Origin of the sequence: Pyruvatibacter mobilis, assembly GCF_012848855.1 — a bacterium.
Lineage (GTDB): Bacteria > Pseudomonadota > Alphaproteobacteria > CGMCC-115125 > CGMCC-115125 > Pyruvatibacter > Pyruvatibacter mobilis.
Genome location: NZ_CP051630.1, coordinates 2,830,845 through 2,854,942 on the forward strand (window position 1 = coordinate 2,830,845; position 24,098 = coordinate 2,854,942).

Consider the following 24,098-nt stretch of genomic DNA (forward strand, 5'->3'; position numbering starts at 1 on the left):
GACGGCTCCTAAAACCTTCTCGTCCGGTCGGCAGCAGATCATGCGCCAACCCTTACGGGGACAACTCCCCCTTCAAGCTCCGCCCAGGAACCCCTGCAGACGTCCCACCTCATCCAGAATGAGACGGGAGAGCTTGTCACGTACCGGCGCGCCGGAGGCCAAACCGCCCTCGGCGTTGCCGCGCTCTTGCGCGCCTGGCTGCGACATCTGCCGCGCCGGCCCCTTTCGGGCGGCGCCGCCTGCAGTCAGGGCAGCATGTACCACATTTGGCCGTCCCAATGCCAAACCCAATTGTTCCGCCGAAAAAGCGGTTACAACCGGGGCATTGGTGCGCGCCGACAGGGCACCTGCATTCCGCTGGCCTTCAGCCCCTGCGTCTGACGCGAGAAACAGCGCCACCACATGGGCCTTAGCGGCCGTGTCTTCAACCTTCGCAAGACCCGCCATCAACTGGCCTGCCTTGCGCGCCAGACCCAGCAAAGCCAGCACCCGGCGCCTCAACCCGGCCTCCACCTGGTCTGCCAGGTCGGCCGGGGCCTTCACGCTGCGGCGGGCGGCACGGGCAAAGAGCCCCTTCGCCACCGCCTTTTCTATCGCCTCGCGCCGCGCGGAGACCCAAATGCCCCGCCCCGGCAGCTTGCCTTCCAGATCCGCCACCACCTCGCCCTCGGGGCCGATGGCAAAACGGATGAGGCTGGCCGGTGTACCCGTCTCCCCGGTCGCGATGCAGGTGCGTTCGGGGGATTTCTTCCCGGACGCCCGGCTGTCGGACCGTGTGTGCTCCGGTGTCACTCGGCCGGCGTCTCCTCTGCCTCGGCGGTGGCTTCGCCTTCTTCGGCGCCCTCACCATCGAACTCGCCGTCTTCGTCCGCCTCGGCTTCCGCACGCATGGCGGCCAGATCCTCTTCGGTGATCCAGCCGGCCTTCACACGGGCAGCCATGATGATGTCTTCGGCTTCCTGCGGGGAGACGTCATGGCCGTCGAGGAACCCGGGCTCGCGGCGGCGCTCGCCGTCCACATTCTCGTAATAGCCGGTGAGGTCATCGGTGGCGCAGCCGGCCAGATCCTCAACGGACTTCACGTCGTTCTCGCCGAAGGCGACCAGCATGGCGTTGGTGACGCCGGGCACATCGGCCACGTCGTCTTCCACACCAAGTTCCTTGCGCTTGGCGTCGCGCTCCTGGTCCAGCTTTTCGAGATACTCGACCGCGCGGGCCTGGATCTCGGCGGCGGTGTCCTCGTCAAAGCCTTCGATCTCGGAGACTTCTTCCGGCTCCACATAGGCGATTTCCTCGACCGTGGCGAAGCCTTCGGATGCCAGCAGCTGGGCGATCACCTCGTCCACGTCGAGGGCTTCCTCGAACAGCTTGGAGCGCTCGGTGAACTCGGCCTGACGGCGTTCGCTTTCCTCGGCCTCGGTCAGGATGTCGATGGTCCAGCCCGACAGCTGGGAGGCAAGGCGCACATTCTGGCCGCGGCGACCGATGGCCAGCGACAGCTGATCATCCGGCACCACCACTTCAATGCGCTCTGCATCTTCGTCGAGCACGACCTTGACCACTTCCGCCGGGGCGAGGCCATTGACGATGAAGGTGGCCGGATCGGGCGACCACTGGATGATGTCGATCTTTTCGCCCTGAAGTTCGTTGACCACGGCCTGAACGCGGCTGCCGCGCATACCGACGCAGGCACCGACGGGATCAATGGAGCCGTCATTGGAGAGCACGGCGATCTTGGCGCGGGAGCCGGGATCGCGGGCCACGGAGCGGATTTCGATGATGCCGTCGTAGATTTCCGGCACTTCCTGCTCGAACAGCTTGGCCATGAACTGCGGATGCGTGCGCGACAGGAAGATCTGCGGCCCGCGCGGCTCGCGGCGCACGTCGAACACATAGGCGCGGATGCGATCGCCGGTGCGGAAGGCCTCGCGCGGGATCTGCTCGTCGCGGCGGACGATGGCCTCGGCGCGGCCCAGATCAACGATCACGTGGCCATATTCCACGCGCTTGACGAGGCCATGCACGATCTCGCCGACGCGGTCCTTGAACTCGTCATACTGACGGTCACGCTCGGCATCGCGCACCTTCTGCACGATGACCTGCTTGGCGGTCTGGGCGGCGATGCGGCCAAAATCGATCGGCGGCAGCGGCTCGGTCAGGAAATCGCCGACGACGGCGGCCGGGTTACGGACGCGGGCGTCTTCCAGGGAAATCTCGGTAGCGTCGTTCTCGACGGTCTCGACCACCTCCTGCAGGCGGTTGAGCTGGATCTCGCCGGTCTTCGGATCGATCCGCGCACGGATTTCGTTTTCCGCGCCGTAGCGGGAGCGGGCAGCCTTCTGAATGGCGTCTTCCAGCGCTTCGATGACGATTGCCTTGTCGATGGACTTCTCGCGGGCGACCGCGTCGGCAATCTGCAGAAGCTCGAGCCGGTTGGCGCTAACAGCCTGTGCCATGGGTTCCTTACTCCGTGGTCTCTTCTTCCAGAGGGTCTTTTTTCGTTACCAGCTCGGTGGGCGTGTTCGTGTTCGCCGCAGCCGGGCCGGCACCATTGGCCGCAGAAATCTTCTCGGCCTGCTTGATCAATTCGTCGGTGAGCACGAGCTTGGCGTCGTGCAGGTCTGCGAAGGGCAGGCCGACGACCTGCAATTCGGAAAAGCCTTCAATCTCGACAGCGATGCGGATTTCACCGTCCTCGAAGCCGTCAATAATGCCGCGGAAACGCTTGCGTCCGTCGATGGGCATCTGCATCTCGACCTTGGCGAGGTGCCCTGACCAGGTCTCGAAATCCTTTTCCCGGGTGAGCGGGCGGTCGATGCCGGGGGACGACACTTCCAGCGTGTATTTGCCGGAGATCGGGTCTTCCACATCAAGCGCTGCGGAGATGGCGCGGGACACTTCCTCGCAGCCCTCAATGGGCATGGTGCCGTCCGGGCGCTCGGCCATGATCTGCAGGGTCGGGCTGCCGGAACCGATGATGCGAACGCGCACGATCTCGTAGCCCATGCTCTCCACCAGCGGGGTGATCATGGCCTCGATGCGCTCTTCTGCAGGGGTTTTTGCCTTGAGGCTCAAACCTTGGTCTCCAGCAACAAAAAAGGGGCCCGCAGGGGCCCCAGAACCTACCGTCGCAGCCATCTTGCCGATACCAGCAAAACAACCGGGGTCTCAACTTGGCCGGAACCTTACTCCTTTCCGCTGAAAAGGCAATGGCTTATTGCGCGGGGCCTGCCTCGCTGAGACAGGTGACGAAGGCGTGCGTCTCGGGCCTCACATCGTCGCTGCGGGTGGCCGCGTACCAGGTGAAGCGGTAGCCGTCCGGGGCAAGCGGCCGGGTTTCAAGGCTCGTGGCCTGCGGCACGGCGTCCACGATGCGGCGGGGCAGAAGGGTGATCGCGTCGCTTTCGGCGAGGCTTGCAAGGATTGCGGCGGGGCTTTCGATGCGGTGGAAACCGCCGACACGGATGTTTGCCGGGCGGAGGTAGCGCCGGAACAGGATCGAGCGCTCAAGATCCAGGTGATAGACGAGTTCCTGGCCGCTGAAATCCACCGCGGCGATGGTCTTTCGTGCGGTGAGCGGGTGAGCCTCAGCCATTACCACCACCAGTTCGTCTTCGCCGATGGGGGCAAAGCGGATGCCTGCGCGGCGGGGCGCCTCTCCCACCACCGCGATGTCGACATGGCCGTCAGCCAGCGCCTCAAGAGGGTCGGCGACCGGATGGGCGTCCAGCTCCATATTGCCATGGGCGGCTGCGAAGCTCCGCATGGCGCGGGCCAGGCGCAGATCGTCGTGAATCACATCGGTTGCAATGCGCAGGCGCCCGGCAGCGGCGCCTGCCTGATCGGCAAGTTCATTGTCAAAATCAGTCAAGTCAGCCAGCAGCTTGCGGGCGCGTGTCTCGAAGCGTCGGCCGGCGCGGGTCAGCCGCATGGTCATCTGCGCGGTGGCACTGCTCTTGGCGGTGCGTTCGAACAGCTTGACCCCGAGCATGGCTTCGAGCTGGGCCAGTTGCTTGCTCAGGGCGGGCTGAGTGATGGCGAGCGCATCGGCGGCGGCGGTCATGGTGCCCGCCTGTGCGATGGTGGTCACCATGGCCAGATGCTTGCGCTCGATACGGATCATGGGAGTGAATGTCAGGCGGCAGCCCGGGCAATTCAAGCGCCTGTGGCCGGACCGGGATTTTCGTGGGCCGGCACGAGATCGGTACGCGCATCTCCCTTCATGCGGATCGCCACCTTGCAGCCACCGGTGACCGACGGGTCGGCGCGCGACCGGAGCACCACCAGGTCGCCGCCCATCTTGCGCAGCAGGGCACGGTCATACTCCATCAGGCGGTGGCAGGCGCGGACATCGCCGGTGCCTTCCAGCGAGCAGGGAAAGCGGATTTCCGCATAGGCGGTGTCGTCCTCGACCCGCTCCAGCGTCCAGTATTTTTCCAGCCCGAAGATGCGCCGCCAGTGCTCCGCCATGGCAGCCACATCCCGCTGCGGCCTGCCGTTGCGGCGGCGCCAGGTGGAGGCGGCGAGGAGGCGCGCGATCAGGCGGGTGAGCCAATGGGCGCGGGTCCGGGCGATGGGGCCCGTGGTGCCATTGACCCGCTTGTAGAGGGCAATGGTGCGAGCTTCGTCTTCAGGGGCAATCCAATCCGGCTGCATGGCAGGGCTCCGTGTCGCAAAAAATGCGGGGGTCGCAAGAAGTGCGGGGAGCCATAGCTAGGGGCCGGCCAGGAAGAACGGAAATGGCATTTGGCAATGATGCGCATAACCTGAGGTTATGGGACGTGCTCAGGCGGCGCGGATGAATTCGAGATAGCAGGGGGTGCGGCCTTCGCGGATGGCCTTGGCCTCGTAGCGGGTGCCGGGCCAGTCCTGCGGCGCGGTTTCCCACTCGGCCTTGCTGTTGGCCGTCCACAGAAAATGACCATCCCGGCGGGTTTCGGCCAGGGTCCAGCGGATGTAGTCGGGGATGTCGCTGGCGACTTCCAAGATGCCGCCGGGGCGGATGACGCGGGCCAGGGAGGCCAGTGTGTCCGGGCCGATGAAGCGGCGCTTGTTGTGGCGCGCCTTAGGCCAGGGATCGGGGTAGAGCACATAGGCCCGGTCGAGGCTGGCGTCGGTAAGGCTGTCGAGCACATCGCGGGCGTCGCCGTGATGGACGCGGATATTCGGCAGGTCTTCCTCGTCGATGGCGGCGAGGACCTTGGCCACCCCGTTCATGAAGGGTTCGCAGCCGATGAAGCCTGTGCGGGGATTGGCGCGGGCGCGCGCGACAAGATGCTCGCCGCCGCCGAAACCGACCTCGAGATGGATCGCCTCCAGCCCAGGAAATACCGTGTGCGGATCAATTGCCGGGTCAGACGCACTGGTGCGCAGGGGGAATGCCACCTGCGGCAGCAAGGTCTCGAACAGCTGCTGCTGGCGCCGGGACAGGGCCTTGCCCTTGGCCCGGCCATAAATGAGGGGCCGCCGTTCAAACGGCTGCCCCTCACGTTTGGTCTTGTCGGTCATGTGGCTTGCGCCGTCTCGCCTCAGCTCATGGCGCCCTTGAGGGCCTCGACGAGGTCGGTCTTCTCCCAGGAGAAGCCGCCGTCGGCATCCGCCTCGCGGCCGAAATGGCCATAGGCCGCCGAGCGGGCATAGATCGCCTTGTTGAGGCCGAGATGCTCGCGAATGCCACGCGGGCTCAGGTTCATGGCTTCCTGGATCGCGCCCTCGAGCTTGGCTTCATCCACATTGCCGGTGCCGTGCAGGTCCACATAGACGGACAGGGGCTTGGACACGCCGATGGCATAGGACAGCTGCAGGGTGCACTTGTCGGCAAAGCCTGCGGCGACCACGTTCTTGGCCACGTAGCGGGCGGCATAGGCGGCCGAGCGGTCGACCTTGGTGGGATCCTTGCCGGAGAAGGCACCACCGCCATGGGGGGCTGCGCCGCCATAGGTGTCGACGATGATCTTGCGGCCGGTGAGGCCCGCGTCGCCATCCGGGCCGCCGATCACGAACTTGCCGGTGGGGTTCACGTAGAACTCCTCTTCAGGGCACATCCAGCCTTCCGGCAGCACCTTGAGCACATGCGGGCGCACGATCTCGCGCACCTGCTCGGTGGTCAGGCCTTCATCATGCTGGGTGGAGACGACGACGGAGGTGGCTGCGACCGGCTTGCCGTTTTCGTAGCGCAGAGTGACCTGGCTCTTGGAGTCCGGGCCAAGGCCCGACTTGGCGTCGGCGTGGCGGGCATCTGCCAGTGATTTGAGAATGCGGTGGGAGAACACGATCGGGGCGGGCATCAGCACGTCGGTCTCGCGGCAGGCATAGCCGAACATGATGCCCTGGTCGCCGGCGCCTTCATCCTTGTTGCCGGCAGCGTCCACGCCCTGGGCGATGTCGGCAGACTGGCCGTGCAGCACCACATCGACGTCGGCGTTTTTCCAGTGGAAGCCGTCCTGCTCGTAGCCGATGTCCTTGATGGCGGCACGGGCAACTTCCTCGAAGGGCGCCTGCTTCACGCGATCCCCATCGCCCAGCAGGCTTTCCGGCGCGCGGACTTCGCCGGCAATGACAACCTTGTTGGTGGTGGTGAGGGTTTCCGCAGCAACGCGCACCTGTGAGGCGTCCATGCCTTCCGACGCCGCGGTGCGGAAGATGAGGTCCACGATCTCATCGGAAATACGGTCGCAGACCTTGTCCGGATGGCCTTCGGAAACGGATTCACTTGTAAAGAGGTAGCTGGAACGTGCCACGGTTGTCTTTCTCCCCTGACCCGGCAACAGGGGCGCGCCAGGGCGGAACCGTGACGCGGCCATCCGGGCCGTTTTCAGACGCAGCAATTCATACTGAGTGCCTGCACACCGTCAGGGGCGCAGTGTCAGCCTGCCTTGCCATGCAGTTTGCCGGACGGAAGGACACCGCCAGCAGGTGAATACCCGCGGCGTTCTTGCCGGGTTTGCCGCCATGCGTCAAGCAGGCCGCCGCAGCCCGGCCATGCAATTCGCCCGCGCGGCTATTCAGCCTCGCGCTGCGCCTTGGACAGGTTCTTGAGCAGGTCGATGACCGAGCGGCGCACGGTCGGGTCCTTGATGTCGAAAAAGGCGCGATTGAGCTGCAACCCTTCCGAGCTGGACACGAAATCCATCACGTAAGGTGTGCCGTCGCCCTCGGCGAAAGCCATTTCGCCGTTGCGGGCCGGCACGTCGCCCTCGGCCATCTCTTCATAGAAATACTGAACGGGAACATTGAGAATGCGCGACACTTCGTAAAGGCGGCTGGCGCCGATACGGTTGGTGCCCTTTTCGTATTTCTGGACCTGCTGAAATGTAAGTCCCAACTGCTCGCCGAGCTTTTCCTGGCTCATGCCAACAAGAAGGCGCCGCAGCCGCACGCGGCTGCCGACGTGGACGTCGATCGGATTCGGTTCTTTCCTAGCCACCCAGCACCCTCCAAATTCCACACGAGTACGGTGGTAATTTGCTTTATACAATAACCTATGAGTGCAACTCGGCGTCCACCACGTCAATACGTCAATTGTCAAAAGATGACTGAATATTTAGAATTGCAACCTATGGTTGTTTTAAAGTGGTGCAATCAAACCTTTGATTTCGAGGCCTTGAAATACAGTATAGTTAACACACAAACTGCAATCATTATGAGGAATATTGTATCGCCATTCCGGCTGTAGACCGTCTTGTCGATTTGTGCAGGTAGAGGTTGGTCAAGGACACCTGCCTGTCCTAGCTCCAATATGGCGCGGACCTGGCCTTTGGGACCAATCACGGCGGAAATACCAGTATTTGCCGCACGGATGACGGGTAGACCTTCTTCCACTGCACGCATTCTTGCCTGGTAAAAGTGCTGTCGCGGGCCGATTGAATTTCCGAACCACGCATCATTGGTTGTATTCAACAACCACTGCGGCCTTTGGTCGCTCACGACACTACCCGGAAATATGACCTCGTAGCACACAAGGGGCCCGACCGACGGGGCGCCGGGTACACTCATGGGACGTGGACCGGGCCCGCTGGCATAGCCCCCGCGCTGCCGGGTGAGCTGCTGCAGGCCGATTGCTTCGAGCAGCCCCTGGGCCGGCAGATACTCGCCGAACGGCACGAGATGGGCCTTGTCGTAGACGTCGAGAATGCGTGCGTCACTGTCGAGCACCATCACCGAATTGAAGAAGCGGGCCCAACGTCCATCGGGCCGCGCGCGCGGGAGGGGTTCGGCCCGCACGGCCCCGGTGATGAGATGCGCACCCGGCGGCAGCATGTGCGCGATCAGCGCCCGCGCGTCCGCATTGTCGGCGAGAAGGAAGGGCGGCGCACTTTCCGGCCAGATCACGTGGGTTATGCCGGCGGCATCATCCTCCGCCCGGCTCAACCGCAGCAGGCGCGAGAAATTGGCGGCGCGAAGCTCCGGCCGCCATTTGTCCTTCTGGGCAATGTTGGGCTGGACGATGCGCAGCCGCACATCCGCTACGTCCACAGGTTCGGGGCCAGACAGCCGCCAGGCCCCGAAGCCGTAAAGAAGCACGGGCATACCCAGGGCGAGACACAGGACTGCCGCCACGTGCCGCCTGCCGGGCGCAATGCCCGGCCCGGCCAGCAATGCGGGGGCCAGCGCAATGAGCAGCGTTATGACCGTGTGGCCATAGAGACCCCAGAGAGCGGTGGCCTGAACCAGCCAGTCGGAGACGGACAGGGCATAGCCTGCGGCATTCCACGGGAAGCCGGTGAGAACATGCCCGCGGAGCCATTCAGCAAGGGCGAAAGCCAACACATAGGCAATGACGCGCGCAGGACCGCGCCGCGCCACAGCACGGGCGGCAACAGCGGCAAGGGCGAAGAACAGGGCGAGGCCGCCGGGCAGGATCATCGCCACGAAAGGGATCATCCAGGCAAAGGCATCGGCTTCCACCAGAAAGGCGGAGCCGATCCAGTAGAGACCTGAAATGAAAAAGCCGAAGCCGAAGGCCCAGGCCGTGGCCGCCGTGGCGGGCCAGCCGGCGAAGCGCGACGACACATCTGGCGCTTGGGGCGCGGGGGACGCATCAGGCGCGATACCGTCGAGCAGCCAGACAAGGCCCGGATAGGTAATGAAGAGCAGCGGCCAGAGGCCGAATGGCGGCATCGCCAGGACCGTTGCACCGCCAAGCACGGCCGCCAGCCCCATGCGCTGCGCGGCCGGGCGCGCGCCAAGCCAGGCAGCCAGGCCGGCTACTCCCCCCAAGAACCCCTGCATGTGCTGAAACCCCGTAACTGACCTGCGTTGCTACTCGACCGCCTCATCTTCCGGGGACGGAAGAATGGCGGCTGACGCCGGATGCACCATCAAGCGCTTGATGCGGCGCGGATCGGCGTCGGTGATCTCGAACTCGATCCCGCTGTCATGCACGACGACTTCGCCGCGCTGCGGCACCCGGCCAAGCAGTTCGAAGATAAGGCCGCCGAGTGTATCCGGCGGATCCTCGCTGTCTTCAGACAGCAGTCCTATGCCGAGCATCTGCTCAAGTTCCTCGATCTCGGCCCGGGCAATGGCATCGATGCGGCCATCCTCCAGGCGCTCAAGGTCAGGGCGTTCTTCTTCGTCGTGCTCGTCCTCGATTTCGCCGACGATTTCCTCGACCAGGTCTTCGATGGTGACGAGACCGTCGGTGCCGCCATACTCATCGATCACCAGCGCCATGTGCTGGCGGCTGGCCTGCATCTTGAGCAGCAGGTCGATGGCCGGCATGGAGGGCGGCACATAGATGAGATCACGGCGGATGGTGCTGACGGCAAAGCTGCGGGACTGGTCAACCTCACTGGCTGCAGCATCGCCTTCTCCGGCCTTGGTTTCGCCATCGGGCGTGCTGCTGAGGCCGTGATGGGCGGCGATCCAGCCCAACAGATCCTTGATGTGGACCATGCCGCGCGGGTCATCGAGGGTTTCGCGGTAGACCGGCAGGCGCGAATGGTTGGCTTCCTGGAAGGTCGCGATGAGTTCATCGAGGGTCGCGCCTTCTTCCACCGCCACAATGTCCGGGCGGGGCACCATCACGTCCTCGGTCCGCAGTTCGTTGAAGCCCAGCAGATTGACGAACATGTCCTGCTCGGCCTTGGACAGCTGCAGACCGCCTTCACGGTCCTCGCCCAGTACGGCATCAAGGGAGGCTTCGAGTGATCCGGGTTCGGATCCTCCGACAACATAGCGCCATGCGCGGGCGAGGCGCTGGGTGAGCGGCTGCGCGGGCGTTGTCTGCGCAACGTCCGCCTGCGTACTGCTGGGGTCGGATTTATCGGCTGCAGGGTCGCGATGCGACGGATCGCCGGCCAAGGCCATGACGTAGGGCTCCTCGTATCCGGCAACCGAAAGCCCGCCGGATGGGCATGATGCAAGTGTGCGGCCCAATCATTACAGAAGCATGGGCCGTCGCGCCACCAATTGCCGGTCAGGCCGCATAGGGGTCGGGAATGCCGAGGCGGGCCAGAAGCGTGCGTTCCAGCGCTTCCATCTCTTCGGCCTCTTCCTCGGTCTCGTGATCGTGACCCTGCAAATGCAGCATGCCGTGCACGGCAAGGTGCTGGAGATGGTGCGCAAGGGGCTTGTCTTCCTTGTCGGCCTCCCGGGCCAGGGTCTGATAGCTCATGGCGAGATCCCCCAGATGGCACACCAGCGTGCCGTCTTCAGAGGGGACCGGCATGTCGGGCCCGGGGAAGGAGAGGACGTTGGTCGGGCGGTCCTTGCCGCGCCATTCGCGGTTCAGGGCCTGCAGGGTGGTGTCACCGGCGAGAAGCACACAGACTTCGGCGCGGGGGGCACCGCCGGTGTCACCTGCGCCATCTGTGCCCCCGGACCAGGCGAGACGCAGGGCCTGCCCGATCAGCGTTTCGGCATCGGGCACTGCCTGCCAGCTGTCGTCCTCGCATCGAAACTCTATATGCAGGGAAACATCGTTCGGGGAATCATCGTCCATGGGAAAGCGGCCTCAGGCCTTCGGTCCCGTATCGCCCGCCTTGTCGCCGCCGCTGTCCTGCAGGTTCGGCAGGCGTTTGCCATCGGCCTTGGAGTAGGCGTCGACGATGCGGGTGACGAGGGGGTGGCGTACCACGTCCACATTGGCGAATTCGGTGACGGCGACGCCGGGTACGTTACGCAGCACGTCGCGCGCCTCGCGCAGGCCGGACTTGGCACCCATGGGCAAATCGACCTGGGTGGGATCGCCGGTGATCGCCATGCGTGAATTCTCGCCCAGACGGGTCAGGAACATCCGCATCTGCACCGATGTGCAGTTCTGCGCTTCATCGAGAATGACGTAGGAATTGGAGAGCGTGCGACCGCGCATGAAGGCAAGCGGCGCGACTTCGATTTCCCCGGATTCAAGGCTGCGGGCCACCTGCTCGGCGGGCAGCGTGTCGTAGAGCGCGTCATAGAGCGGGCGCAGATAGGGGTCGATCTTGTCGCGCAGATCCCCGGGGAGGAAGCCGAGGCGCTCGCCTGCTTCCACGGCCGGGCGCGACAGGATGATGCGGTCCACCTGGCCCTTGATGAACAGGGAGACGGCAGCTGCGACGGCGAGATAGGTCTTGCCGGTGCCCGCAGGACCGATGCCGAAGACAAGCTCGTTGGTCTGCAGCGACTGCATGTATTGCGCCTGGTTGGCAGAGCGCGGCTCGATCACCCGGCGCTTGGTGACGAACTGCACGCTGGCCGAGCCACGCCTTGCTTCCGGCATGGCGCTGGTGGCCATGCGCACGGCACCGTCCACATCAGCCATCACCACGTCCTGACCGCGCTTGAGCTTTCCATAGAGATCCCCCAGGGCACGGGCCGCCTGACCTCGGGTGTCCTCATCGCCCCGGATGGCCACGCGGTTGCCACGGGGGGTGAGGGTGACGCCGAGGAGCTGCTCGATACGGGCAAGATTGCAATCGGCTACCCCAGCCAGCGCGCTTACCAACTGGTTGTCGTCGAAATCCAGCACCACAACATCGGGCCGCGCACCGCCCTGGGAGCGGATGCCCGGCTGACCGCCGGCAGGCGGCTGATCCGCGGAACCGTCCTCTGTTCCGGACGGGATGGGCGAGGTGCTGTTTTCGACTGGCAAGCAGCGGCTCCTTCTCAAGGATGGGTCAGGCAACAGGCAGTTCGGGTACGGCGGTGGCAGGCGTTGCGGCAGCATCCCCGTGCAGCAGGCTGCCGGACAAGCTGTTGGCGTGGGCGGCATCAATGCGGACGGGCACGATATGTCCCTGCAGGGCATCAGGCGCATCCAGATGCACGGCCTGCAGATAGGGCGAGCGCCCGGCGAGCTGGCCCGCGCGCTTGCCCTTGCGGTCAAGCAGCACATCCATGGTGCGGCCGACCATCGTGGCGTTGAAGGCGCGCGCCTGATCGTTGAGCAGCGCCTGCAGGCGGGCAAGGCGCTCGGCCTTCACGTCTTCTTCGACCTGCACGTCATGGGTGGCGGCGGGGGTGCCGGGGCGCTGGGAGTATTTGAAGGAGTAAGCCTGCGCATAGCCGACATCGCGCACCAGCTGCAGTGTGGCCTCGAAGTCTTCGTCGGTTTCGCCGGGGAAACCGACGATGAAATCCCCTGACAGGGCGATGTCGGGCCGGGCGTCGCGCAGCTTGTCGACAAGGGCGCGATACTCATCCGCCGTATGCTGACGGTTCATCGCCTTCAGGATGCGGTCCGAGCCTGCCTGCACGGGCAGGTGCAGATAGGGCATGACCTTGTCGAGATCGCGATGGGCGGCGAACAGCTCACCGTGCATGTCGCGGGGGTGGCTGGTGGTATAGCGCAGGCGGTCGACACCATCGATCTCCGCCAGCGCAAACAGCAGCTTGCCGAGATTGGAGGCTGTGCCGCCCGCATCCTCGCCATGCCAGGCATTGACGTTCTGGCCGAGAAGCGTGATCTCGCGGACGCCTGCATCCACGAGGGCGCGGGCCTCATCCAGCAGGTGCGCCATCGGGCGCGATGTTTCCGCCCCGCGGGTATAGGGCACCACGCAGAAGGTGCAGAACTTGTCGCATCCTTCCTGAACGGTGAGGAAGGCGGCAGGGCCGCGCTTCAGGGTGACCTGTTTTGTGGCCTGGGGCAGATGCTCGAACTTGTCCTCGGTGGGGAAGTCGGTCTCCACCGGGCGCTCCCCGTCGCGGGCGCGCTCAACCAGCTGCGGCAGGCGGTGATAGGCCTGGGGGCCGACGACGAAATCAACCACCGGGGCGCGGGACAACATCTCTTCGCCTTCCGCCTGGGCAACGCAGCCGGCAACGCCGATGGTCAGCGGGCGGCCTGCCTTCAGGCGCTCCTCCTTGAGGGCGCGCAGCCGGCCGAGCTCCGAATAGACCTTCTCGGCGGCTTTCTCGCGGATGTGGCAGGTGTTGAGGATGATGAGATCCGCGCCGTCCGGCGTCGTGCTTGCTTCGAAGCCCTTGGGCGCCAGCGCGTCCGACATGCGGTCGCTGTCATAGACATTCATCTGGCAGCCATAGGTCTTGATGAAGAGCTTCGGCGTGTTGCTGTCGGCGGGGGCGGATGGGTGTCGGGACGTCAAGACTTGGATTTCACTCCGTGGGAACAGGCGCAACGTACTGATTTATCATCCTATATGCGCCTGATTGGCCTTGCGCTCAACTGACACCGTTAATGGCCTGCCATGCGGACGGGAGTGGGCGGGAGAAAGCGGACCCTGAGCCCGACTCGCCCTGTCCAAACAATGGGGGCGGCAGATGGCAGGCGGATGACAGTGTGTGAGGCCGGGCGGGACGGTGCTCAGGCGGCCTTGCGGCCGGCGTCATCCCGGCCGGAGATGGCCCGGGATACGCCTTCTGCCACCTTGTCCTCACAATAGCGCGCCAGGGCCTTGCGGGTGCCGGCCTCGGTGATGGAAACCGGTTCATGGAACTCCAGCACCACGTCAAATGGCCCGAGTTTGAACACGTCCCACAGATGCGGGACGAGATCCATGTCGCCATACCAGGCAAAGAAGGGCCGGTAGTGGCGGCCCATGGGAATGCCGTGCAGGCGCGTATAGGCAAGCGAGACGGGCTGCACCATCACCATGTCGTCCAGGGTGCCGTCCTCGCCGACGACGCTCATCTGGGCGACGGACATGAGGGCGCTCTTGAAGGGCAGCACCCGGTTGCCGTCATTGGAGGTACCTTCCGGAAACAGGATCAGCGTGTCGCCATTGACGATGCGGGCGTGGATTTCGTTGCGGTGCTCGCGGGTCTTGGTGCGGCGCTCGCGCTCGACGAAGACCGTGCGCTGGAGTTTGGACATCTGCCCGAAGAAGGGCCAGGTGGCCACTTCGCTCTTGGCGATGAAGGAGACCGGGAAGACCGTGCTCATCACCGGGATATCGAGATAGGAGGTATGGTTGGCGCAGATGAGCACCGGCCTGTCAGTGACCGGCGTGCCCTTGACGGTGACCTTGATGCCGATGAGCTTGCACAACAGGCGGTGATAGCGCACCGGCAGGCTGCGCGCGCCGGCAAGACCGAAACGGATGAGAAGCCACTGCACAGGCATGATGGCGACCGTCATGCCGAGAAAGCCTGCTACCCGAAGACCGGCGCGCCAGGTGCCCATGAGCGTGTCCCCCCTACCCCGGCCGGTGTCAGCCGGCGGAGGCCTTTGACTTGTTCTTGTCGGAAAGAGGCACGCCATAGAGCTCGAGACGATGGTCCACAAGCTCGTAGCCCAGCTCGCGGGCAACGATTTCCTGCAGCCGCTCGATTTCCTCGTTGTTGAATTCCACCACTTCGCCCGTCTGCACGTTGATCAGATGATCGTGGTGATCGTCGGTGGCGGGCTCGTAGCGGGAGCGGCCGTCACGGAAATCGTGGCGCTCCAGAATGCCGGCTTCCTCGAAGAGGCGCACGGTGCGGTAGACCGTGGCAATGGAGATGTTGGGGTCCACCTCCGAGGCGCGGCGATACAGCTCTTCCACATCCGGGTGGTCATCGGAGGCTGACAGCACGCGGGCAATGACGCGGCGCTGCTCGGTCATGCGCATGCCTTTTTCGACGCAAAGTGTCTCTAGCCTGTCCATCTCGCTTATCCGTCCTGATCTTCGAACGCGGTCGTTCCGGTGCCGGCGGACGGCCTGCACCAGTTTGGAAACAATCTAGACCTTCCGGCCTCCGGCGTCATCCTTTTGAGGCAAAAGCCTCATGAAATCAAAGGTTTTGCGACTGATCCGCATCGGCGGACCAGCACATGACGATGCCGTCCACCGCCCCACCCTCCGGGCGTCGGTAGTAAGCCTTGCGGGTGCCGGCCGTCTCGAAGCCGAGGGATGCGTAGAGGGCGCGGGCGGCGTCATTGTCGGCAGCGACTTCGAGGAAGACCGACGTACATCCGGCAGCCAGGCAGGCGGTGATGCCCCCCAGAACAAGACCGCGCCCGGCGCCCTGACGGCGGCCGGCGGGATCAACAGCGATGGTCAGCACCTCGGCCTCGGTGCCGGCCACCCGCATGAGGATGAAACCGGCCAGCACATCATCTTCACCCTGGGGGCCGCAGACGAGGGCAAAGGTGCCCGGGGTTGCCAGCAAGTCGGCGAAGGCCTGTCTGGTCCAGACCGCGTGGGGCGGAAAGGCTGCGGCATGCAGATCGGCGACGGTGTCGAGCTCACCGGGCCGGGCGGGGCGGACATGCGGGCGCATGGAAGATGTGGCAGCCGCCGCGGACTGAGCTGTCTCAGGCATGGGGCAGCGCTCCGCCGTTTTCGGGCTCCTTGGCATCCGGCGGACGCAGGTAGAGCGGGGATGGCGGGCCGACCCTGTCATCTGGGGCGACGAGCGCGAGGCGGGCAATCCACTCGGCCTGCGGCGCCCACAGGCTTTCATCCACGACATTGACGTCGGCTGCGCGGGACCGGGCGGCGAGCGCGTCAGCCAGCTTGGGTGCGCCCGAGCCGGACAGATTCACAAGCCCCTCGGGCACGGCGTCGGCTGCTGTTGCCAGGTCCACCACGGACGGCGCGACGACGAGCGTGCCGAGCGGGTCGACGACCTGCAGGTAGACTTCGTCATTGCGCGCATCAAAGGCGATGACACCGGCGCGCAGGGGCTGACCGGCTTCCGGTTCCGGCAGGGTGACGGCCACAGCCTCCAGCGTGGTGACACCGACAATGGGGATATCATGGGACAGGCCGAAACTGCGGGCCGCCGACAGGCCGACACGCAAACCCGCAAAGGTACCGGGCCCGACCGTGACGCCGATGCGCGTGAGATCCTTTAGCTCAAGGCCTGCGGCTTCGAGCACGCCGCCGATCATCGGGATCAGATACTCGGCATGGCCGCGCTTCATGGGTTCATGTGCCTTGGCCACGATGGCACCGCTGCGCGACACGATGGCAGCCTGGCAGGCATCCATGGCGGTATCGAAGCCAAGGACGAAGACGTCGTCCGGCCCGGTATTCGAAGATGAGGTCACAACTTAATCCGTATAGAAATCAACTGTCGGCCAACCGGATCACAGCACCGTGCAGGCGTCATCGAAGGGCAGACGCGGCGAGCGCGGATCAAGCTTCGCGGCATCGCCATAGCCGATATTGCACAGGAAGTTGGACTTGACCGTGGTGCCCTTGAAGAAAGCCTCGTCCACCCCGGCATTGTCGAAGCCGGACATGGGACCGCAATCAAGGCCGAGTGCGCGGGCAGCCATGATGAAGTACGCCCCTTGGAGAGAGCCGTTGCGGAAGGCGGTCTGTTCTGCGAATTCGGCAGACCCGTTGAACCAGTTCTTGGCATCCGGATTGTGCGGGAACAGTTCCGGGATGCGCTCGTAGAACTCCACATCATGACCGATGATCGCGCAGACGGGGGCGGCCATGGTCTTTTCCTGATTGCCCTCCATCAGAAGCGGTTTCAGGCGGGCTTTCGCCTCGTCGGATTTCACGAAGATGATGCGGGCGGGCGAGCAATTCGCGGAGGTGGGGCCCATGCGCATGAGGCCATAAAGCTCCTGCAGCGTCTCCTCGCTTACCGGCTTATCGAGCCAGAAATTGTGCGTGCGCGCCTCGTAGAAAAGCTGGTCGAGGGCCTGGGCGGAGAGCTTGTCGGACATGGATCCCTGGCTTTCTATTGGATGTACGGGCTTGCAGGCGGAATTCTGGCAAAGGCAAGGAGCGGGAACTTATGCTCCGGTGGCATAAGTTAGCGATATAACGCCATCCGCATAGGCCTGATGAGAAAGAAGTTTCAACGGCGCTGCCGGACCCCCCTCAGGAAACAGCCGGATTCCGTTGCCCAGTAGCTGCGGCATGACGGATATCTCAAGCTGGTCCACCAGGCCGGCTGCCAGGAGCGGGGCGGTCGAAGCCGGGCCACCGACAATCCAGATGTCGCCGGCTTCATCCTCCTGGCGCATATCCCTGACGCGCGCGACTAACTCATCCGGCCTTATGGCACGAACCCCAGCATGTGGAGCATCTTCAACCGGTCGCCCGGTTACAATCAGTGCCGGTTTATCGTCATAGGGCCAATCACCGAACTCACGCACCTGGTCATAGGTTGCGCGGCCCATGATCAGTGTACCGACTGCTTCATAGAAGGGCGCATAGCCATAGCCGCTGTCATCGGTGAAACGCTCGAGCCATGCGACGCCGCCATCTGCCTCGGCGACGAAGCCATCCGCACTGGCGGCAATGTAGTATCGGGTAAGCGGCATACTACTCTGCTGCCTAGACGGCGCGGACTTCCTGCACTTCGGGGACGAAATGCTTGAGCAGGTTCTCGACGCCGTTCTTCAGCGTGGCGGTCGAGGCCGGGCAGCCGGCGCAGGCACCGATCATGTTGAGATAGACGACGCCTTCCTCGAAGCCGTGGAAGACGATGTCGCCGCCATCCTGCGCGACGGCAGGGCGCACGCGGGTGTCGAGAATGTCCTTGATCTGGGTGACCAGTTCGCTGTCGTCGCCGTCAGAGGGCGCATGACCGGAGGATGTCTCCGCGCCATCGGCCATCAGCGGGGCGCCGGTGGTGAAATGGTCCATGATCGCGCCGAGCACGGCCGGGCGGATGTGCATCCAGTCCACATCATCAGCCTTGGTAACGGTGATGAAATCCGAGCCGAAGAACACGCCCTCCACATTGCCGAGGGCGAACAGGCGGTCCGCCAGGGGCGACGCCTTGGCTGCGTCGGCATCGGTGAAATCCGCCGTGCCTTCGCCCATTACGGTCTGGCCGGGCAGGAACTTCATGGTGGCCGGATTGGGGGTCGATTCTGTCTGAATGAACATATGCGTGCTCCGGGGCAGGTCCGGACATTTTCCGGGGCCGGAAATACCCGACCTGTGACGTTGGTTATCCCCTAAATGGCCCATGGGGGCCACCACTTCAACCATGGGGACATCAGGGTTTTGCGGATGGCGCCAGGGTGCAGGCTCAGGCGAGGAGGCTGATCTGCTCGTCGGTGAGGTCGCCCGGCACGATGGTGACGGGGATGCCGAAGCCGCCGGCGGCATCGCCTGCGATGGAGGAGACGAGCGGGCCCGGGCCTTCCTTGCCGGTGGCAGCGGCGAGGACGAGCACGGCGATGTCTGGGTCTTTCTCGATCAGGCTTGCGATCTTTTCACGCAGCTTGCCTTCCTTAACCACCAGCTCTGGCCGGACGCCGAAATTGTCGTAGGCCTCGGCGGCAAGCCGGTGCAGCACGCGCTCCGCCTCATCCATGGCCTCTTCGCGCATGAGGTTTTCCACCCCCAGCCAGTGCTGGAAATCGGCCGGGCCGATGACCGCCAGAAGCGTCACCGCCCCTTCAGTGTGGGCCGCGCGGAGGGAGGCAAAGCGCAGGGCCTTGCTGGATTCTTCCGAGCCATCCGCAATGACCAGGAACTTGCGCTTGCGCGCGGGCGGCGCCTTGGGTGCCGGGTTGTCCGGCATCGGCTCCGACCACTGGGTCGCGGTCTGGGGGCTGGTACTCTTGTCGGTCATGCCGATGAGACTGCCCGCGCGCACGGGCAAAACGCAAGCGGCAAGATTAATGACTATTTCAAGAGAATATTGGTGATCTCGCGCAGCTGTGTGCGGGCCCGCAACAGGTAGAAGCCCTGCGTTGCGAGGTGGCTGGGGAAGAACTGGGCGTCCGGTGCCCCGTCGATCACCACCCACGGGTTGAGATCGACGGTCTGCTGCATGGAGGCCATCAGTTCGTCCCAGGGCTGGGCCAGTTCACGTTCGACGAGGAGCTGGTCGAAATCACGGCGCAGCTCCCGCAGGATCATGTAGTAGCCGTAGACCTGACCCTTGGTAAAATAGAACAGATCATCCGCAGACGTATCGATGGGGAAACCGGATTCCTCCACCACGTGCCGGTCAAGCACGGCGGAGGTGGAACCAAGGTCGAGCGCGATACGATCAAGCGTTGCCTGAAGATTGTCGGCGCGGCGCTGAAAGGTGGCGTCGCCCGCGGCGAGGCGTGAATTGTAGTTGCGCAGGGCACGCATGGCCTTGCGGTACTGCGCCTCGGATGTGGCAGTGGGGACGAGGGACGTAGTGGGGTCCCACACCCAGACATCGCCGGGATATTGCAGCAGGCCCGCTGCGGCCTGCAGGTCGGCATCCGCCTCACTGGAGCCACGGGTGCGGCCCAATTGGTCGGTCAGCTCGAAGGAGAAGCGCGCCAGCGCGGCGACAACGCCCTTCTGGAAATTGGGCATGTTGTCGAGGATGGCGGCGGGGACGAAGAAGGGATCATTGGCGACCCAGCCATTCTGATTGACCTCGCGGTCGATCAGGTCGGCGGTGATGGCGACCGCACGGCTTTGGCCGGGGAGCACCTCGCCCTGGATTTCATAGGCCAGCGTGTCATCCACCTTGTGGGTGATGAAGGCGCCGATGGGGTAATAAAGCAGCAGGAAGACAGCGAGTGCTATGGCCAGGCGGCGCAGCCACACACCTTCGAGGCTGGGCACCCAGCTGCGGGAGGCGGCCGGGCGGCCCACCGTGCCCGATGTATCGCGATAGGCCCATTTGTTGCGCAGGGAACGGGCGCTGTCGCGCACCTTATCGAGCATGCCCATGGATGTGGCCCGGCCTCTCTTTCAGCTTCAGGGACTATAGCGGGTCTGTCGTGGTTCGGCTTTTACATAAGAAGCGCGGGAAATGGATCAAGTGACGCCCTCTCCCGCGCTCTTGTCTGCAGACCACAGGTCAGCTGCGGGCACCTACGAACCCGACAATGGCCTTGGTCTCGCGCATGACGGGCTCGGCCAGCCCGGCGGCTTTCTCAGCACCTGACTTGAGCACACCTTCGAGGTAGCCCGGATCCGCCTTGAGGCGGCGCAGCTCGTCGGACACAGGCGCAAGCGTGGTGACGGCCAGTTCGGTGAGCTCCTTCTTGAACTCCGAGAACTGGGCACCGGCGTAACGATCGACCACAGCCAGCTTCGGTTCCTGCGCCAGGGCGGCATAGATGCCGATCAGATTTTCCGCCTCCGGACGGCCTTCGAAGCCGGCTTCCTCTCCCGGCAGGGGCTCAGGGTCGGTCTTCGCCTTGCGGATCTTCTGGGCGATGGTGTCGGCGTCGTCATCCATGTTGATGCGCGACATGTCCGACGGGTCGGACTTCGACATCTTCTTGGTGGCGTCGCGCAGGCTCATGACGCGCATGGCCGGGCCCTCGATCAGCGGTTCGGGCTGCGGGAAGAACTCGTCCTGGTTCGTCCGCTCACGGATGATATCGCCGTAATCGTGATTAAACTTCTGCGCGATGTCGCGGGCGAGCTCAAGGTGCTGCTTCTGGTCATCGCCGACGGGCACATGGGTGGCCCGATAGACGAGGATGTCCGCCGCCATGAGGCTTGGATAGACGTACAGCCCGGCAGACGCGTTCTCGCGGTGCTTGCCGGCCTTTTCCTTGAACTGGGTCATGCGGTTGAGCCAGCCGATGCGGGTGACGCAGTTGAACACCCAGGCCAGCTCCGCGTGCTGGGGCACCTGGCTCTGGTTGAAGATGATGTTCTTTTCAGGGTCGAGACCGGCTGCGAGATAGGCCGCGGTGACGCCGAGGGTGTTGGCGTGAAGCTCGGCGGGGTCCTGCCAGAGGGTGATCGCGTGCATGTCCACCACGCAGTAGAGGCACTCGTAGCGGTCCTGGTAATCGGCGAAGCGGCGGATGGCGCCAAGGTAATTGCCGAGGGTGAGGGTGCCCGTGGGCTGGACACCGGAAAAGACGCGATCAGGGAAAGCAGGTGAGGACATGAGTGGCACTTCTCCAAAAAACCCCGGTGGTGGAAACCGGGGTGGCCAGAACAGATGGCGCGTCTTATGGCGCGCTGGCATCAGACCCGCAAGTCACCAGAATTAGTTGCTCTGGGTTGCATTTCGCAGGAAACTAAGCCTGATTGAGCAAAGGGGGTGCCAAATGATCTCATATCTAAGTCGATGCATAAGTTTAGGTTTGCCCACATTCGCTTTTGTCATGATGGGCAATGTGACTCTTGCGAGTCCTGGGAACTGGCAGAAAGGTGACTGGACATCTGAAATGAACGACTTCAGGAATCTGTCTTTTTCTGTCGACTCCCAAGAGATGGTACCTAGTCAGTTTGGTTTTGGGGGACAGTACGCAAAACTAACAATTTCGTGCATTGAGAATAGAACGAATATTTATGTTAATTGGCGGAGATACATTACGACTGGAGGAATCTACAACAATCATAGCGTTCGATATAGAATTGATAAAAACAGTCCAAGAACAGAAAAATGGTCGATGTCGACCGATTACGAAGCAACTGGCAAATGGCGTGGCAGCGGAATCAGTCTCATTAAACGGCTGAAGGGAGCTAGCAGTTTCTTGCTTGAGACAACGCCATATGGAGACAACACCGTTCGAGCTCGTTTTGACATCAAGGGCATCAATCAAGTGGTTGAACAGATCGCAAATCGCTGTGGATGGAAGCCTTAGGCTATCTCTGCAAGACCTTCTTGATATCAGCGACCGTCGCCGCGCCGGTGAGCTGGCACAGTAGTGCATAAGTTGCCGCGCCCCCAGCGACCAGAATTGCAAGGGCGAGGATGCCCAGGGCTTCGGCCGTCCAGCCATTGGAGACGAGGTCCGCCGCGTAAGGCCCGGCATAGGTGGCGGCGGCCCAGAGGGCTGCACCCATCAGCGCGCTTGCGAGGATGATTTTCGGCAGGCGGGCGATGAGGCGCTCATCAGCCGTGTAATGGCCGAGGGAGCGCAGGCGCAGCCACAGGAGCCCGGCATTGACCCAGGCGGCCATTGAGGTGGCGATGGCGATACCGATAAAGCCCACCTGGTAGAACAGGATCAGCGAGCCCGTGATGTTGACGGCGATGCCGGCGGCGGCAAAGCGCATGGGGGTGGCGGTGTTCTCGCGGGCGAAGAAGCCGGGCGAGAAGACCTTGATGAGCACGAAGGCGGGCAAGCCGAGGGCGAAGGCTGCGAGCGCCATTTGCGTGTTCAGCGTATCCGCCGCGTCGAAGGCACCGCGCTCGAACAGGGTCTCGACGATGGGGCCGGGGATGGCGATGAGCGCTGCCGTGGCGGGCAGGGTCAGCAGCATGGAAAACTCGAGCGCGCGGTTCTGCGACCACAGGGCGCCGCCCGCATCCTCCGCGCGCAGGCGGCGGGCGAGATCGGGCAGCAGCACGACACCGATGGCGATGCCGATGACGCCCAGGGGCAGCTGGTAGACCCGGTCGGCGTAATAGAGCCACGACACCGCGCCGTCCTGCAGCGAGGCGATGATGGTGCCGATCAGAAGGTTGATCTGCGCGATGCCGCCGGCGATGACGCCCGGAATGCCGAGGACCACGAGGCGTTTGACGCCGGTGGTGAGCCGGGGGAGGCGCAGGCGCGGCAGCATGCCGGCGCGGCGGGCAGCCCAGGCCAGCATGAGGAATTGCGCCAGCCCTGCCGCCGCGACGCCCCAGACGAGCGCGAGGCCGGGATTGGCGAACCAGGGCGCTGTGATGGTGAGGGTGGCGATGAGGATGACGTTGAGCAGCACCGGCGCGAAGGCCGCGGCGGCGAACTTGCCCAGCGAGTTGAGCACGCCCGACAGCAGCGCCACCAGCGACATGAACAGAAGATAAGGGAAGGCGATCTGGGTGAAGACCACCGCCATGTCGAACTTGGCCGGCGTGTCGGCAAAGCCCGGGGCGATCACATACATCAGCCACGGCATGGCGAGCTGGGCTGCGACGGTGACGATCACCAGCGTTGTGAGGAGGACCGCAAATGCTTCTTCGGCGAATTGGCGGGCGGATTTTTCGCCCTCGCCTTCCAGCCGCTTGGCGAAGAGCGGCACGAAGGCCGAGTTGAACGCGCCTTCGGCAAACAGGCGCCGGAACAGATTGGGGAACTTGAACGCCACGAAGAACGCGTCGGCCATGGGCCCAGTGCCCAGCACCGCGGCGATCAGGATATCGCGCACGAAGCCCAGCACACGGCTCATCATGGTCATGCCACCGACCGTGGCGAAGGCGCGCAGGAGGTTCATGGGCGAAAGGGATGCGGGTGTTTGGGGGCGAAAGCAAGGCCGAGGGACGTGGCCTGTGCGCTCAGCCTATCTTTTTTCGTCTACCGTGATCATTGTGCGCAATGCGGCGTTGATGCGGGTTTGCCAACCGGCACCATCCTGTTTGAAGTGCTGGACGACGTCCTGATCCAGCCGAAGGGTCACCTGCTGCTTCGTCGGCGCCTTCTGCTGGCCGCGGGTTTTCCGATACGCGTCCACCACGTCCGGCAGGACGTCGTCGGCCGGGCGCATGGCTGCGAGTTGATCATCGGTGAGCTCAGGACTGTCGACAGCATCCCAATCCTCTTGGGATATCGCGTCAGGCTTTTTCTTCCCGCTCATAACTAGCCACCTCTCGCCGATTGGCCTTACGCAAACTGATCAGGCGGACCGCCGGGCTGCGCCGTGTAAACACAACCACATAGATGCGCGAGCCTATAGGGCCGAGCGCGATATAGCGTGGCTCGCCGTAATCGCGGCGCGTGTCCTCAAGCACAATGGCCCGATCCCATTGGAAATCGAGGATTTCGTCAAAAGCAACGCCGTGTTTAGCCAGATTGGCGGCGGCTTTTGCGTCATCCCATTCGAATTCCATCGTAACGCCTGATTATTATATTGTAGTTACGA

27 protein-coding genes are annotated in these 24,098 nt (G+C 63.8%); 1 reads left to right on the forward strand and 26 read right to left on the reverse strand.

The genetic code is table 11. The annotated features are described in order from the left end of the window. Window positions 1–72: 72 nt before the first annotated feature. From HG718_RS13125 to trpS, 23 genes are all read right to left on the reverse strand, one after another. Entirely contained in the window at window positions 73–792 is a 720-nt protein-coding gene (locus HG718_RS13125) for an RNA-binding protein (protein WP_160587077.1), read from the reverse strand. Continuing rightward, window positions 789–2,456 (reverse strand): transcription termination factor NusA, encoded by a 1,668-nt coding sequence (gene nusA, locus HG718_RS13130; protein ID WP_160587078.1) that lies wholly within the window; start codon window positions 2,454–2,456, stop codon window positions 789–791. Before nusA ends, HG718_RS13125 begins: the two co-directional genes overlap by 4 nt. Window positions 2,457–2,463: 7 nt before the next feature. Continuing rightward, on the reverse strand, window positions 2,464–3,075 hold the full coding sequence (rimP, locus tag HG718_RS13135; protein ID WP_036261789.1) for a ribosome maturation factor RimP: 612 nt from the start codon (window positions 3,073–3,075) through the stop codon (window positions 2,464–2,466). A gap of 139 nt (window positions 3,076–3,214) precedes the next feature. Then, entirely contained in the window at window positions 3,215–4,123 is a 909-nt protein-coding gene (locus HG718_RS13140) for a LysR family transcriptional regulator (RefSeq protein ID WP_160587080.1), read from the reverse strand. Window positions 4,124–4,155: 32 nt separating this feature from the next. Continuing rightward, window positions 4,156–4,656 carry a hypothetical protein gene (locus HG718_RS13145; protein WP_160587081.1) on the reverse strand — a complete coding sequence of 167 codons (501 nt, stop codon included), beginning with the start codon at window positions 4,654–4,656 and terminating at the stop codon, window positions 4,156–4,158. 129 nt (window positions 4,657–4,785) lie between these two features. Further along, window positions 4,786–5,508 carry a tRNA (guanosine(46)-N7)-methyltransferase TrmB gene (gene trmB / locus HG718_RS13150; protein WP_160587082.1) on the reverse strand — a complete coding sequence of 241 codons (723 nt, stop codon included), beginning with the start codon at window positions 5,506–5,508 and terminating at the stop codon, window positions 4,786–4,788. A gap of 20 nt (window positions 5,509–5,528) precedes the next feature. After that, window positions 5,529–6,803, reverse strand: a complete 1,275-nt coding sequence (gene metK, locus HG718_RS13155) for a methionine adenosyltransferase (RefSeq protein WP_192928085.1) — start codon at window positions 6,801–6,803, stop codon at window positions 5,529–5,531. Window positions 6,804–7,000: 197 nt separating this feature from the next. After that, window positions 7,001–7,426 carry a helix-turn-helix domain-containing protein gene (locus HG718_RS13160; protein ID WP_036261786.1) on the reverse strand — a complete coding sequence of 142 codons (426 nt, stop codon included), beginning with the start codon at window positions 7,424–7,426 and terminating at the stop codon, window positions 7,001–7,003. 155 nt (window positions 7,427–7,581) lie between these two features. Further along, complete coding sequence (gene lnt / locus HG718_RS13165; RefSeq protein WP_160587083.1) at window positions 7,582–9,231, reverse strand: apolipoprotein N-acyltransferase; 1,650 nt, start codon at window positions 9,229–9,231, stop codon at window positions 7,582–7,584. Window positions 9,232–9,261: 30 nt separating this feature from the next. Next, the gene (locus HG718_RS13170; RefSeq protein ID WP_160587084.1) at window positions 9,262–10,311 is read right to left on the reverse strand and encodes a hemolysin family protein; all 1,050 of its coding nucleotides are present in this window, start codon (window positions 10,309–10,311) and stop codon (window positions 9,262–9,264) included. A gap of 109 nt (window positions 10,312–10,420) precedes the next feature. Then, a complete protein-coding gene (gene ybeY, locus HG718_RS13175; protein ID WP_160587085.1) occupies window positions 10,421–10,945 on the reverse strand; it encodes an rRNA maturation RNase YbeY in 525 nt (174 codons plus the stop codon). A 12-nt stretch (window positions 10,946–10,957) separates the two neighbouring features. After that, on the reverse strand, window positions 10,958–11,989 hold the full coding sequence (locus tag HG718_RS13180; RefSeq protein ID WP_244624808.1) for a PhoH family protein: 1,032 nt from the start codon (window positions 11,987–11,989) through the stop codon (window positions 10,958–10,960). A gap of 112 nt (window positions 11,990–12,101) precedes the next feature. Continuing rightward, entirely contained in the window at window positions 12,102–13,532 is a 1,431-nt protein-coding gene (gene miaB, locus HG718_RS13185) for a tRNA (N6-isopentenyl adenosine(37)-C2)-methylthiotransferase MiaB (protein ID WP_280179157.1), read from the reverse strand. 218 nt (window positions 13,533–13,750) lie between these two features. Further along, entirely contained in the window at window positions 13,751–14,569 is an 819-nt protein-coding gene (gene olsA / locus HG718_RS13190) for a lyso-ornithine lipid O-acyltransferase (RefSeq protein WP_160587087.1), read from the reverse strand. Window positions 14,570–14,597: 28 nt separating this feature from the next. Next, window positions 14,598–15,032 carry a Fur family transcriptional regulator gene (locus tag HG718_RS13195; protein ID WP_027838278.1) on the reverse strand — a complete coding sequence of 145 codons (435 nt, stop codon included), beginning with the start codon at window positions 15,030–15,032 and terminating at the stop codon, window positions 14,598–14,600. Window positions 15,033–15,159: 127 nt separating this feature from the next. Further along, on the reverse strand, window positions 15,160–15,690 hold the full coding sequence (rimI, locus tag HG718_RS13200) for a ribosomal protein S18-alanine N-acetyltransferase (protein WP_205345639.1): 531 nt from the start codon (window positions 15,688–15,690) through the stop codon (window positions 15,160–15,162). Beyond that, window positions 15,683–16,420: a tRNA (adenosine(37)-N6)-threonylcarbamoyltransferase complex dimerization subunit type 1 TsaB gene (tsaB, locus tag HG718_RS13205; RefSeq protein WP_160587088.1), complete on the reverse strand. Its 738-nt coding sequence runs from the start codon at window positions 16,418–16,420 to the stop codon at window positions 15,683–15,685. Before tsaB ends, rimI begins: the two co-directional genes overlap by 8 nt. Window positions 16,421–16,459: 39 nt before the next feature. After that, window positions 16,460–17,053: a malonic semialdehyde reductase gene (locus HG718_RS13210; RefSeq protein WP_160587089.1), complete on the reverse strand. Its 594-nt coding sequence runs from the start codon at window positions 17,051–17,053 to the stop codon at window positions 16,460–16,462. A 69-nt stretch (window positions 17,054–17,122) separates the two neighbouring features. Continuing rightward, on the reverse strand, window positions 17,123–17,656 hold the full coding sequence (locus HG718_RS13215) for a dihydrofolate reductase family protein (protein ID WP_160587090.1): 534 nt from the start codon (window positions 17,654–17,656) through the stop codon (window positions 17,123–17,125). Between the two features lie 13 nt (window positions 17,657–17,669). Continuing rightward, window positions 17,670–18,227 (reverse strand): NifU family protein, encoded by a 558-nt coding sequence (locus HG718_RS13220; protein WP_160587091.1) that lies wholly within the window; start codon window positions 18,225–18,227, stop codon window positions 17,670–17,672. Between the two features lie 145 nt (window positions 18,228–18,372). Then, window positions 18,373–18,921, reverse strand: coding sequence for a universal stress protein (locus HG718_RS13225; protein ID WP_308936420.1), 549 nt, complete (start codon window positions 18,919–18,921; stop codon window positions 18,373–18,375). A gap of 53 nt (window positions 18,922–18,974) precedes the next feature. Then, window positions 18,975–20,009 carry a DUF2333 family protein gene (locus HG718_RS13230; protein ID WP_160587092.1) on the reverse strand — a complete coding sequence of 345 codons (1,035 nt, stop codon included), beginning with the start codon at window positions 20,007–20,009 and terminating at the stop codon, window positions 18,975–18,977. A 130-nt stretch (window positions 20,010–20,139) separates the two neighbouring features. Then, window positions 20,140–21,270, reverse strand: coding sequence for a tryptophan--tRNA ligase (gene trpS, locus HG718_RS13235; RefSeq protein WP_205345640.1), 1,131 nt, complete (start codon window positions 21,268–21,270; stop codon window positions 20,140–20,142). A 247-nt stretch (window positions 21,271–21,517) separates the two neighbouring features. Between trpS and HG718_RS13240 the strand changes: the two genes are divergently transcribed. Continuing rightward, window positions 21,518–21,892, forward strand: coding sequence for a type VI secretion system-associated protein TagO (locus HG718_RS13240; RefSeq protein WP_244617653.1), 375 nt, complete (start codon window positions 21,518–21,520; stop codon window positions 21,890–21,892). Between the two features lies 1 nt (window position 21,893). On the opposite strand, the gene murJ is transcribed toward HG718_RS13240, so the two are convergent. The 3 genes from murJ to HG718_RS13255 all read right to left on the reverse strand — a co-directional run bounded on the left by murJ (window position 21,894) and on the right by HG718_RS13255 (window position 24,066). Continuing rightward, on the reverse strand, window positions 21,894–23,453 hold the full coding sequence (murJ, locus tag HG718_RS13245; protein WP_160587094.1) for a murein biosynthesis integral membrane protein MurJ: 1,560 nt from the start codon (window positions 23,451–23,453) through the stop codon (window positions 21,894–21,896). 66 nt (window positions 23,454–23,519) lie between these two features. After that, window positions 23,520–23,813 carry a BrnA antitoxin family protein gene (locus tag HG718_RS13250; protein ID WP_160587095.1) on the reverse strand — a complete coding sequence of 98 codons (294 nt, stop codon included), beginning with the start codon at window positions 23,811–23,813 and terminating at the stop codon, window positions 23,520–23,522. Further along, the gene (locus tag HG718_RS13255; RefSeq protein WP_160587096.1) at window positions 23,791–24,066 is read right to left on the reverse strand and encodes a BrnT family toxin; all 276 of its coding nucleotides are present in this window, start codon (window positions 24,064–24,066) and stop codon (window positions 23,791–23,793) included. Before HG718_RS13255 ends, HG718_RS13250 begins: the two co-directional genes overlap by 23 nt. Window positions 24,067–24,098 lie beyond the last annotated feature (32 nt).

What these genes read in the sequence shown, in the direction of transcription:
- murJ (WP_160587094.1), bottom strand. Translation starts at nt 23,453, where the DNA reads ATGAACCTCCTGCGCGCCTTCGCCACGGTCGGTGGCATGACCATGATG.
- nusA (WP_160587078.1), bottom strand. Translation starts at nt 2,456, where the DNA reads ATGGCACAGGCTGTTAGCGCCAACCGGCTCGAGCTTCTGCAGATTGCC.
- HG718_RS13225 (WP_308936420.1), bottom strand. Translation starts at nt 18,921, where the DNA reads ATGACCGACAAGAGTACCAGCCCCCAGACCGCGACCCAGTGGTCGGAG.
- HG718_RS13220 (WP_160587091.1), bottom strand. Translation starts at nt 18,227, where the DNA reads ATGTTCATTCAGACAGAATCGACCCCCAATCCGGCCACCATGAAGTTC.
- HG718_RS13145 (WP_160587081.1), bottom strand. Translation starts at nt 4,656, where the DNA reads ATGCAGCCGGATTGGATTGCCCCTGAAGACGAAGCTCGCACCATTGCC.
- HG718_RS13240 (WP_244617653.1), top strand. Translation starts at nt 21,518, where the DNA reads ATGGTACCTAGTCAGTTTGGTTTTGGGGGACAGTACGCAAAACTAACA.
- HG718_RS13195 (WP_027838278.1), bottom strand. Translation starts at nt 15,032, where the DNA reads ATGGACAGGCTAGAGACACTTTGCGTCGAAAAAGGCATGCGCATGACC.
- olsA (WP_160587087.1), bottom strand. Translation starts at nt 14,569, where the DNA reads ATGGGCACCTGGCGCGCCGGTCTTCGGGTAGCAGGCTTTCTCGGCATG.
- HG718_RS13210 (WP_160587089.1), bottom strand. Translation starts at nt 17,053, where the DNA reads ATGTCCGACAAGCTCTCCGCCCAGGCCCTCGACCAGCTTTTCTACGAG.
- metK (WP_192928085.1), bottom strand. Translation starts at nt 6,803, where the DNA reads ATGGCCGCGTCACGGTTCCGCCCTGGCGCGCCCCTGTTGCCGGGTCAG.
- HG718_RS13215 (WP_160587090.1), bottom strand. Translation starts at nt 17,656, where the DNA reads ATGCCGCTTACCCGATACTACATTGCCGCCAGTGCGGATGGCTTCGTC.
- ybeY (WP_160587085.1), bottom strand. Translation starts at nt 10,945, where the DNA reads ATGGACGATGATTCCCCGAACGATGTTTCCCTGCATATAGAGTTTCGA.
- lnt (WP_160587083.1), bottom strand. Translation starts at nt 9,231, where the DNA reads ATGCAGGGGTTCTTGGGGGGAGTAGCCGGCCTGGCTGCCTGGCTTGGC.
- HG718_RS13255 (WP_160587096.1), bottom strand. Translation starts at nt 24,066, where the DNA reads ATGGAATTCGAATGGGATGACGCAAAAGCCGCCGCCAATCTGGCTAAA.
- HG718_RS13250 (WP_160587095.1), bottom strand. Translation starts at nt 23,813, where the DNA reads ATGAGCGGGAAGAAAAAGCCTGACGCGATATCCCAAGAGGATTGGGAT.
- rimI (WP_205345639.1), bottom strand. Translation starts at nt 15,690, where the DNA reads ATGCCTGAGACAGCTCAGTCCGCGGCGGCTGCCACATCTTCCATGCGC.
- HG718_RS13140 (WP_160587080.1), bottom strand. Translation starts at nt 4,123, where the DNA reads ATGATCCGTATCGAGCGCAAGCATCTGGCCATGGTGACCACCATCGCA.
- trpS (WP_205345640.1), bottom strand. Translation starts at nt 21,270, where the DNA reads ATGCCAGCGCGCCATAAGACGCGCCATCTGTTCTGGCCACCCCGGTTT.
- trmB (WP_160587082.1), bottom strand. Translation starts at nt 5,508, where the DNA reads ATGACCGACAAGACCAAACGTGAGGGGCAGCCGTTTGAACGGCGGCCC.
- HG718_RS13230 (WP_160587092.1), bottom strand. Translation starts at nt 20,009, where the DNA reads ATGGGCATGCTCGATAAGGTGCGCGACAGCGCCCGTTCCCTGCGCAAC.
- HG718_RS13170 (WP_160587084.1), bottom strand. Translation starts at nt 10,311, where the DNA reads ATGGCCTTGGCCGGCGATCCGTCGCATCGCGACCCTGCAGCCGATAAA.